We start from the raw sequence: 10,818 nt of genomic DNA, 5'->3' as shown, positions 1-10,818 counted from the left end.
GTCGGCGTCATCGCGGTACAGGCACAGACCGGTCACTGCATAGTCGCGTGTCGGCACATACACAGGCGTCGACCAACGATGCCTGTCAGCATCGAGCCGGGTCAGCATGGCCTGCTGCCGGGCGTTGTCCAGCGTCGCCACCAGCACCTGCGAGCCCGAGACGCGGCTGTCCAGTCCTTGAAAGGAACCCGGCAATTGCGCGATTTGCCTTCCCTGCGCATCCAGCACCAACAGGCCGCTCTTTACACTTGCCGCCAGACGCTGCGTGCCGTCACTGCCCGGCAGAAAGGCCAGCGACTGCGCCTTGAACGGCTCGTTTTCGGCCCAGCGCGCCAGATTCAGATCCAGCGGTGGCGAAGCCTGCGCAACGGCGGCCATCAGGCCCGAGAGCAACGTCAGGCAAAGGGTTTTGGGTAATACCGAATTCATCATGAACCGTCGAATCCTTGAATGAGCACGCACCGCCACGCAGCCCGCTGCGTCGCAGAATTGATCAGAAATGGGTAAAGGTCAGGCCAACTTTGTAAGTCGGGCCGTACTCTTCGTACTGGCCGTTGTAGGCGCGATGGCCGCTGTATACGAAGTACGGCTGATCGGTCAGGTTCTGCGCCTCGAAGCTGACCTTGAGGTTCTTGGTCAGCGAGTAGCGGGCGCTGAAATCCACGAAGGTCTGCGCATCGACGTACTGGTCGTGATCCTTGTCGCCGATCGCGGCCAGCTCGTACAGATAGGACGACTTGTAATTGGCCGACAGCCGCAGGCTGAGTTTGTCGTTTTCCCAGCCCAGCATAACGTTGCCGACCGTCTTCGACTGACTCGGCAGGTCGATGTCGCGCTTGCGGTTGCTGCTGGTGTTCTGATCGAAGCCTTCGATACTCGCGTCAGACCGGCTCAACGTGGCGTTGGCACCCAGCAGCAGGCCATTCCACGGCGCAGGGAGCCAGTCCAGTTTCTGCGAGTACGCCAACTCCAGCCCGTAGAGCTTGGCCTTGTCGCCATTGGCGAAGGTATTGGCTTGAGAGAAGTTCGCCCACTGGCCCGTCCCGGCCAGGTCGGTGTTGTAAACGAAGTTCTGGATGTCCTTGTAGAACACGAACGCCGACACCGTACCGGCACGGCCCATGAAGTGCTCAATGCCCAGGTCCAGGTTGCTGGACTCCAACGGCTTGAGCTGCGGGTTGCCGAAAGAGGCTTCGTCGTCATCGATCACAAAACCCGGTGCGAGTTGCCCGAAAGTCGGGCGCACCACGGTCTTGGTCCAGGCGGCACGTACCTGTGTGTTCCTGTCGATCTGATAACGGGCATGCAGGCCGGGCAGCCAGTGATGATAGCGACGATTAGTGTCACTGGTCTCGAACTGACCGTCACGTACGCCGGTGCCCTTGGCGGCCATTTCCGTGCCTTCGTAGCGCAACCCGGCAATGAAGCGCCATTTGTCGACGTCCAGGGTGTTCATGAAATAAACGGCGTTGATGTCTTCGTTGATCTTGAAGTCATTGGCGCGGGATTCGGCCGGATCGTAAGCGTTTGCCGCATCCAGACCGCCAATCAGGCCCTTGATGGCGCCTGGGCTGATACCGCTGCCGAAGTTGCCCAGCCGGTAGTCGATGGTGCCCTTCTGAAATTGCGTCAGGTTCAGTTGATTGTCGCTGATGCCCTGATCGTCGAAGTCCTGATATTTCCAGACTTCCAAGTCATTGGTCTTGTCGCGTCGACTGACTTTGCCACCGAATTTGAATTGCGAGGCATAGCCGCTGAAATCGTAGTCGCGTGCCAGGTCCAGACGCAGGTTCTTTTCGGTGTCCTGGGTGTTCTGCTTTTCCCGGTCGACCTTGTCCAGCGTGAAGTTCGATGTGTCGTAGAACCCGGCCCCGACAATTGGCCGTGGCTTGTCACGGTCGTAAAAGCCGCTGTTGGCGAAGTCGTCATTACCGACGAATGTCGCCCCGGCGATATGCGCTGGACTGTCTTCGCCAGACTTGCTGTAACCGGCCTGACCGCTGAGGGTCCACAGCCCGAGCATGCGTTCGCCGCCGAACACATAGGATTGAATCTCCTGGGTTTCGGTACGTGCCTTCAGCTTGCGCGTGCCTTCGGCATCGCCGGTCTGGCCTGCGGCCTGTGCATCGGAGAATTCGAAGCCATTGGTGGTGCGCACCTCGTCATCCTTGAAGCGGCTGTAAAGCGTGCGCAGGTAATAGTTGCTCACATCGTCGGGCTTGTAGTCGAAGTTCAGTCCGCCACCTGCCCGCTCGCGGCTGATGTCGTAGTCGCGCTGCTCGAACTCCTGCAAGCGCGCACCGTCCCACGCACCACCGGTTTCCACATTGTCGGAGCCAAAGTCGCGCTTCTGCCAGCTCAGCGCCGCTGCCACGCCAAAATTGTCGATGCCGTCACCGAGGCTGAACCGGTTGCTGGCCGCACCGGAAAACTTCGGGCTGGTCTGGCGGGTGTTCTTGTCGTAACTGGCTTCGCTGCTGCCGGTGTAGAACAGCCCCTTGTGATCGAACGCCGAAAGACTCTCGACATCCACCGTGCCGCCCAGCGAGTTGGCGTCCATGTCAGGCGTCAGGGTCTTGATCACCGACAGCGACTGCACCAGCTCGGCGGGCAGTACATCCAGCGCCACGGCGCGACGACCACTTTCCGGCGCAGGCACCAGCGTGCCATTGATGGTCACGCTGTTGAGATCGGGTGCCAGGCCGCGCACGGTCACGAAGCGCCCTTCGCCCTGATCGCGCTCGACGCTGATCCCCGGCAACCGCTGCACCGCTTCAGCCACGTTCTGGTCAGGCAACTGCGCCACACCATCGGCATGCACCACGCTCTTGATGCTGTCGGAACTGCGCTGTTCCTTGAGCGCGTTGTCGATGCTTGCCGCCTGCCCGACCACCTGAACATGCTCGGTGGCGTCCGCTTCGGCAGCCTGCAGCCGTTCACCGGCAATCGCCAGTGCCAGCCCGCTGAACGTGAAGCCAACCAGTTGAGCCCTGCTGCGGCGCATGTACATGTGAGTCCTCCCCAGAAATCCCGACGGGCCAGGCAAATTGGCCCGGCAACTGGAGGCGCAAGCTAGAGTCGTGCAATGACGGTTCTGTGACAGGTTCGGCGCGAACACCGCAAAAGCGGGCTTTCCAGGCGTCTTGCGAGCGCAAATGAGCTGATTTGACCTCGGGATGCCCCCTCGCGAACGCATGGCAGACGCTAATCACAGGCTGCAAAGATCGCTGCAGGCGCCGAATACCGGCGCGCCGGGAGCGATTGCACGCTGGTTTCGGGTGAAATATCTGGCAAAAGAGCTGAGCTGATTCGACCTGTCCCGTCGGCCTTTGCCCGTCACGCAAGTGTCATGCGCATCTGGTTTGCTGGCCGACAATCAGCATTTCAGGAGCACCATCGGCCATGTTCAGGATCATCCAACCCCACCGCTGGAAACTCGCCATTCTGCTGATTGCGTCCAACCTCGGCCTGCTGGCGTTTCTGGCCTTTGGCGATATCAAATACGTCAGCGAGTGGAAGTGGCTGGACATTGTCGGTGAAGGCGGTTCGGCGCTGTTGTCGCTGATCTGGCTGTTTCTGGTGTTCAAGAGTCGACCGGCGGGACGGGTGACCAACTACCTGTCCATCGGCCTGAGCTGCGTGTTCTTTTCCTGGTGGATCGACGCGCTGGATGAGTTCATCCGCCTGCCCAGCGAGATCGAGTGGGATCACTGGCTGGAGTCCGGGCCGATGCCGGTGGGTCTGATCCTGCTGACCATCGGCATCTATCACTGGCACCGCGAACAACTGGCGATTAGCGCTCAGATGGAAAAACGCGAGCGCGGCTTTCGCGAGCACCGGCTGTACGACAAGCTCACTCCGCTGGGCAGCGCGGACTACCTCAAGCGCCAGTTGGTGTTGAGCCTGGAGCAGAGCCTGACCGAACAGCAGCCCCTGTCGCTGCTGGCGGTGGACGTCGACGGTTTCAGCGCCATCAACCACGCCTATGGTCATGCCGAAGGCGATGAAGTGCTGTCGGCGCTCAGCCACCTGCTGGTCCTGAACCTGCGGCGTCAGGATCTGCTCTGCCGTCTGGCCGGCGACCGGTTCGTGGTGTTGCTGCCCAATACCGGCGAAAGCCAGGCCCAAGTGCTGGCACTGGAACTGCAACAGGCCGTTACCAGCCTGGCCCACAAGAGTCGGCAACAGGGCGAGCGGATCCACTTGTCGGCGAGTGTCGCCGTGGTCATGGCCCTCAATGAAACGCCGGACAACCTGCTCAGACGCCTCAACCTGTCGCTGGCGCGGGCCAGACGCCCGCTGCCGCAAACTGCATGAGGCCGGCCGTGACCCTCAAGAGCGATTGGTACGAAGCCGACAGCCGCTTCATTCCCGGCCATTACCAGCCCGCCACGCTGATCGACCTGGCGTTGTCCCGAGGGATCGACAGCCATCGTCTGCTCAAAGGCACGGGGCTGTTCTACGACGACATCGCCGCAGGCAAAACGCGCCTGAGCCCGCAGCAATTTTTCGTTCTGATCGGCAACGCACAGCGGCAGATGGAAGCCGACGACACCAGTTTTCTATTCGGTCAGCGTCTGTTTCCCGGACATTACGGCGCGGCCAGTCACGCATTGCGCCATGCCCAGAACCTGCATCAGGCACTGGAAATCCTGATCCATCAACGCGCCCTGCTCAGTCCGCTGCTGACGCCTCGTCTGGAACTGGACGAGCATTTCGCCTACCTCTACTGGCGGGACAGCTGCGGGGCGGGCGAGCAACAGGTGTTTCTACTCGAAGCTGCAATGACCTCGATGGTCGCCATGAGTCAACACCTGAGCGGTGAACGACTGCCGTGGGAATGCAGCTTCAGCCATCACGAGCCGCGCTACGTCGAACAGTATTGGGTGCACTTGGGCGAACACACGCTGTTCGATCGCCCGCTGGACATGATGCGTGTGCCCAGACACTGTCTGACCCGCCCGTGGCCGGGTGCGGCACCGATCGCGGCGCAGGTTGCCCTGCAGGAAGCGACGGCGCAACTGGCCGCGCTGGGCATGCGCGTCAGCCTGCTCGACCGGCTGCATCAACACCTGACGGACAACGTGCGCGACGCGCCCAATCTGGAACAGGTGGCGCAAGCCTTTGCCATGAGCCCGGCGACCCTGAAACGCAAACTGCATAAACACGGCACCTGCTTTCAGGCCCGGCACGACCTGGCACGCAAGCATGTCGCGCTGTACCTGTATCAGTTCAAGGGGATGAGCAACGAGGCGGTAGCCGAGCACTTGAATTTCACCGATCCGGCGAACTTTCGCCGCTCGTTCAAACGCTGGACCGGCAGTACACCGACGCTGATCCAGCGGCTGTTCAGTTTCGACTGAAAGGCAATCTGTCCGGCACATCACCGACAGTTCGCTGCTCGCACAATTTGTAGCCCAGGCCGTGCGCGGTGTGCAGCAAGGGTACGTCGAAGTCTTTGTCCAGCACGCGTCTGAGCGTATGAATGTTGCTGCGCAGGCTGTCACTCTTCGGCGCGTCCCGCCCCCACAGGACGTGCTCAAGCTCCGCCCTTTTGACGATGTGCGGACTCTTGCGCATCAGCAGTTCCAGCAATTTCATATTGGTCGGATTGAGCTTCAAGGACACGCCGGCTCGCGAGACCTCCAGCGTATCCAGATCGAACACCAGGTCGGCGACCACCATCTGGCGGTGATCCTTGCGCTGACGACGACCGACCACGGCTTCGACCCTGGCCAGCACCTCGGACATGGCGAATGGCTTGGTGATGTAATCGTCCGCCCCCACCTTGAACCCGATCAGGCGGTCTTCCAGTTCGTCGCGGGCGCTGAGCATGACGATCGCGACTTCCGATTGCGAATACTGCCTCAGACTCCGGCAAATCTGATTGCCGTCGATGCCGGGCAGCATGATGTCGAGAATGATCGCGTCAAAGCGTTTCGACGCGGCCAGATGCAGACCGCTCAAGCCATCGAGTGCGCCCTCGACCGCGTGCCCTCTCAGCTCGAAAAACTCCAGCAGGTTATCGTGAATGTCGCGGTGATCTTCGATGACCAGAATGTTCATGGGGGCGCGTTCCCGTTTCCTATCCGGCCAGTCCGGAACCTGCCATTGCAGGCAAGCGCTCAGGTGCGCGAGACAGCGGTTGCTGCAACCTGGACCGGCCGTAAAAACACAGCGCTACCAGCAGCATGCTCAGCCACACCACGATCCCGGCCCAGAAGGTATGCGACATGAAGTGCCAGCCCTGAAGAACCCGAGTGGTGCCGTAGATCATGCCCAGCACCAGCACGCCGGCCAGCAGGCTTTTCGAATGCTGCCACCGATAACGACGTGCCACGAAGTACAGGGCAAACAGACTGAACCCGCTCGACGCATGGCCGCCAGGCCAGCAACGCCCGGCACCTGCTTCGTGGAAGAGGTTGAAGTTACTGAACCACTCGACCTGAGCCTGTGCGCCACCGTATAGCGTGGTTTCGACCGGGCAATAGACACTGGTGTGACTTTTCAGGAAATGGATCATGCCGGCACTCAAGGCGAAGGCGACGATCACGAACAGGAAATCCCGCCGGTGCCGACTGAAGAATTGCAGTGCACCTGCACCCCGACTGCGTTTTACCCAACGCGTCAGGCGAGCGTTCGGACGGTAGTTCAGCGCGGGCCAGATCAACGACAGTAATGCGCCAATGATCGCCAGCTCACCGGTCCAGTTCGGAATGATCCGCGCCCAGTTGTGGGTGATCTTTTCGAACAGATGGCTTTGCCCGATGGGAAAGACCCCCGCCGCCGGATCGAACAGCAGGTTGCTCAGTGCGATGTCCAAGTGTGTCAGGTCGAATGTGACGAACACCAGCACCGCCAGCAGCGCCGGAAGCCCGAGATGGTTGCGATAGAAGGTGTAACGGGGACTGGCGTTGGTCTTCAATTGAATTGCTCGCTGTCAAGGTCTGCCCATTGACGGGCGTTCAGTGAACCGAGGATTTTCGGTGTGTGCGTGCCGTCCACCTGCACGAACACGGCTTCGGCGTAAGCGCTGGAACGCTCATTGAAAGGCACGCCCAGCTTGCGTTCGAACTGATCGATACAGCCGCTGTGAGTGACGAGAATCAGGTTTTCGCCTTTGATCTTGTGCGCTTGCACGGCCTTGTTGAAACCGCCGTTGCAGTCGTTGGGCCAGGCTTCGTTGGCGACCGCGCGGCCCGAAATCAGGTCGGCGGTCTGCTGGGTGCGCATTCTGGGGCTGGTAATCATCCGGGCGTTGGTCAAACCCAGTCTTTTCAGGCCGCTGCCGACCGCCAGCGCCGCTTCACTGCCCTTGAGCGTGATGCCTTGCGCGTCAGCCATGCAGGGATTGCTGGAGCGATCACAGCGCTCGGCATGGCGGATCATGATCACCACGTCGCCTTGCTTCCAGCGGGCATAAAGTCCCGATTTTTTCATCATGCCGCTGGCGCCCAGATCCACCACGTGTGTCGCCTTGAACGCCGTGGCGAACCAGACGCCAATGGCCGCGAGCGCCACGACGGCCAGCATCAAGGCGATATGGCGATTGGTCAACAGCCGTTTTTCGGTACTGGGCCTGAACAGCCAGGGTTTGGTGATGAACGCGTATCTGCTGGTTGAACTGCGCGCCACAGGGCCGCTCCTGTACTGGGTGTCAGGGTGATTTCAGTTGCGGCAACGATAGGTTCAGCCTCGTGCGGGCGCGGTGAAGAAGATGTGAAAAAGACGTTGCGGCGCACGGCCCCCTTCAATGCCTTATGAACCTGCAGACAGGCCGTTAGATCGGGTGAAAGCCCCGTGCCATCACGCTCGCGCCTGACTGACCGTTCTGCCTGGGCCGGACGCTTGCGCCAGATGAAAAATATTTTAGGTTTTTTCTGAAAATCCCGGTTGCTGCCCCGTCCTTTGACTCGCACACACATTGAGATCAATTCTCATTCAAAGATTGCGGGCCGAGACTCGCATAGGGACGTGGGATGACACCGAACATTCAGCTTTCGCAAAACCCGGCCAAGGCGATCCGCAAACGCTCGAATCACGCTGCGCATCTGAGCGCCCTGAGCCTGTGCTGGGCGCTTGGCGGCCAGACGGTCATGGCCAGCGAAGCGCTGAACGAACGTGATGCGATCCTGCAGACCCTGCACAGCTTCGATATTTCGGTACAGAAACTCGACGCGGCGCTGATCAGCTTCGGCCAGCAGAGCGGCCTGCAAGTTTCGGTCGATCCCGGTCTGTTGGCCAACCGCTACTCTCAGGCGGTTCAAGGCCAGATGAGCAGCGAGCAGGCGTTGAAAAAGCTGTTGTCCGGCAGCGGTATCGAGTGGCGCTACGAGCAAGGCAGCCTGCTGTTCCGCCCTGTCAGCAGTCAGGCCTTCGACAAGCCGATGGAATTGCAGAGCACGGTGGTGCTGGGTCAGCCCGAAGACAACAGTTTTCAGGGTGAAACCGTCATTGGCCGCAAAGCGATTCAGGCGTTCCCCGGCGCCAATGGCGACATCACCACCCTGCTGCGCATGCACCCCAGCGTGCAGTTCGACAGCAACCAGCAAAGCTCCAATTCGCCGGGCGAAATCGACCCCGCCGACATCAGCATCAACGGCGCCAAGTATTACCAGAATAACTTCATGATCGACGGTATCTCGATCAACAACGATCTGGACCCCGGCGAGCATGACTACAACTCGGTCCGGCAATTCGACTCCGCCCCCAGCCGCTCCCACGGCATTGCGCTGGACGCCGACCTGTTGCAGGAAGTACGCGTTTACGACAGCAACGTTCCGGCGCAATACGGCGGTTTCAACGGCGGCGTGGTGGACGCCGTGACCCGTAAACCGACCCAGGAACTGCACGGCAAGATTTCGGCATCGATGACCCGTTCGGCGTGGACCAGATACCACATCAGCAAGGACGATCAGGAAAATTTCGATAATGCGTCCGATGAGCAATATCAACCGGACTTCGACAAGACCACTGTGCGTGGCACCCTGGAAGGCCATCTCACCGAAGACTTCGGCGCGATCCTCAATTTCTCCCAGAAACGCTCGACCATTGGCCTCAACGCCTATGAAAACGGCTACACCAGCCCCAACGCCGATAACAAAAAGGATCAGACGCGACGCATCGACAACTACCTGGCCAAGACCTATTGGAACGTCAACGACCGGTTGACCCTCGATACCTCGCTGACCTATGCGCCGCAAGAAAGTTATTACTTTCAGGCCAACCGCACCAACTCCGGCTTCACCACCGAAGGCGGCGGTTATCAGGGTTCGCTGAAAGCCACCTGGCTGGCCGACAACGCCACTTGGACCCACACGCTGGCGCTGACCCATCTCACCAGTTCCCGGGATGCCGAGTCGGACGCTTACACCAACTGGTATTACTCGCAGGCCAAAAACTGGGGCAACCCGAGCAGCAACACCGCGCGCAGTGCCGACGGCGCGTTCGGCTCGCTGGAGCAGACCCAGCGAGGCGTGACCTACACCACCAAGGCTGACTGGCTGCCGGTGCAACTCGCGGGTACAGGACACACGTTTACCACCGGCATGGAACTGTCGCATCAGACCGCGACCTGGGAACGCCCGGACACGGTGACCGCAGCCACCGGCTTTACTCGCGATAACGGCACCGCCTGCGGCAGCGACACGTTGTGCTCGGTCAGCCCGCTGCTCAACGGCAACCGTCGCCAGTACGCCAATCGCCGGACGGAATACGGCGCAGGCAAGCTCGAAGAAACCGAAAACAAATATGCGTTCTTCATTCAGGACAAAATTGAACTGGGCCAGTTGACCCTGCGTCCCGGCTTGCGCTTTGAAGGCGATGACTACATGGAAAAGAAAACCGTCGCGCCGCGCTTCTCCGGTGACTACGACGTATTCGGCGATCGCAGCACGGTTGTGGTGTTCGGTGCCAACCGCTATTACGGCCGCAACCTGTTCAAATACCGCCTGGCCGACGGCCGCAATTCATTGCTGACCAGCTACACACGCACCACCCAGACCAGCGCATGGAGCGGCACGCGTCAGGGCAGCCTCAGCAAATTCTCGACACTGGACATTCCCTATGACGACGAATTGACCCTGGGTCTGGATCAACGCTGGCTGGACACCGACTTTCGCCTGAAATACGTCAACCGCAAAGGTAAAGACAAGATCAACCGTTCGCTGGCGCGTGTGCAGGGTCTGCCCAGCGAGCCGGGTTACGTGACCGAGTACTACACCTACACCAACGAAGGCTCCAGCGAGAGCGACAACGTGACGTTGAGCGTCACGCCGCTGCAGGAACTGAAGTTTCAGGGCACCCGCACCAGCGTGCAGATGGCATTCGATTGGTCGCGAACCCGCGACGCCTACGGCAACTACGACGACGCCATCAACTCCGAACTGTTGCTCAACGATGACGTGCTCTTCGACGGCAGCCTGATCAAGTACAGCGACTTGCCTGCCAGCAACTTCAATCGGCCATGGACGGCGCGCATGACAACCATCACCGAGATCCCGCAACTGCACCTGACCTGGAGCAACTTCCTGCGTTATCGCGGCCCGTACGACCAGATCGTCAGCACCAACGATGATGTGATCATCGACGGCAAAAGCGTTTCGGTCTTCGAGACCGAGCGGGTCAATGCCGCGCCGACCTGGGATATGCGCGTGGACTGGGAACTACCGACCAACAAGGACGAGGCCGTGTTCGTCGCGGTTGACGTGACCAACGTGGCCGACCGGGTCAACTCCATTGTCAGCCGAAACGGCGGCAGCAGCTACGAAGTCGGCCGCCAGTACTGGCTGGAAGTCGGTTACCGCTTCTGACCGCGGG

Annotated in this window: 7 protein-coding genes and 1 pseudogene; 3 read left to right on the top strand and 5 right to left on the bottom strand. The window is 60.3% G+C overall.

The window, feature by feature from the left end:
• Both BZK31_RS05445 and BZK31_RS05440 read right to left on the bottom strand, forming a co-directional pair.
• Window positions 1-432 (bottom strand): annotated as a pseudogene (locus tag BZK31_RS05445) (phytase); the annotation flags it as partial.
• A 61-nt stretch (window positions 433-493) separates the two neighbouring features.
• Window positions 494-3,010: a TonB-dependent receptor gene (locus BZK31_RS05440; RefSeq protein WP_083181773.1), complete on the bottom strand. Its 2,517-nt coding sequence runs from the start codon at window positions 3,008-3,010 to the stop codon at window positions 494-496.
• A gap of 392 nt (window positions 3,011-3,402) precedes the next feature.
• On the opposite strand from BZK31_RS05440, the gene BZK31_RS05435 reads away from it, so the two are divergent.
• Window positions 3,403-4,317, top strand: a complete 915-nt coding sequence (locus BZK31_RS05435) for a GGDEF domain-containing protein (RefSeq protein WP_083181772.1) — start codon at window positions 3,403-3,405, stop codon at window positions 4,315-4,317.
• Between the two features lie 8 nt (window positions 4,318-4,325).
• Complete coding sequence (locus BZK31_RS05430) at window positions 4,326-5,363, top strand: AraC family transcriptional regulator (RefSeq protein ID WP_083181771.1); 1,038 nt, start codon at window positions 4,326-4,328, stop codon at window positions 5,361-5,363.
• Here the strand turns inward: BZK31_RS05430 and BZK31_RS05425 are convergent.
• From BZK31_RS05425 to pmrG, 3 genes are read right to left on the bottom strand one after another with little or no spacing between them, the layout of a single operon-like run.
• Window positions 5,350-6,066: a response regulator transcription factor gene (locus BZK31_RS05425; RefSeq protein WP_083181770.1), complete on the bottom strand. Its 717-nt coding sequence runs from the start codon at window positions 6,064-6,066 to the stop codon at window positions 5,350-5,352. The two genes, BZK31_RS05430 and BZK31_RS05425, sit on opposite strands and share 14 nt — an antisense overlap.
• Before the next feature lie 19 nt (window positions 6,067-6,085).
• Window positions 6,086-6,925 (bottom strand): phosphatase PAP2 family protein, encoded by an 840-nt coding sequence (locus BZK31_RS05420; RefSeq protein ID WP_083181769.1) that lies wholly within the window; start codon window positions 6,923-6,925, stop codon window positions 6,086-6,088.
• On the bottom strand, window positions 6,922-7,533 hold the full coding sequence (pmrG, locus tag BZK31_RS05415; RefSeq protein ID WP_157900703.1) for a lipopolysaccharide core heptose(II)-phosphate phosphatase PmrG: 612 nt from the start codon (window positions 7,531-7,533) through the stop codon (window positions 6,922-6,924). The genes BZK31_RS05420 and pmrG overlap by 4 nt, the downstream gene beginning before the upstream one ends.
• A gap of 446 nt (window positions 7,534-7,979) precedes the next feature.
• On the opposite strand from pmrG, the gene BZK31_RS05410 reads away from it, so the two are divergent.
• Complete coding sequence (locus tag BZK31_RS05410; protein ID WP_083181768.1) at window positions 7,980-10,811, top strand: TonB-dependent receptor; 2,832 nt, start codon at window positions 7,980-7,982, stop codon at window positions 10,809-10,811.
• Window positions 10,812-10,818: the final 7 nt, after the last annotated feature.

This window comes from Pseudomonas floridensis (genome assembly GCF_002087235.1).
GTDB lineage: Bacteria > Pseudomonadota > Gammaproteobacteria > Pseudomonadales > Pseudomonadaceae > Aquipseudomonas > Aquipseudomonas floridensis.
The sequence above is the reverse complement of the archived record's forward strand: the minus strand, read 5'-3'. Positions and strand labels throughout refer to the sequence as shown.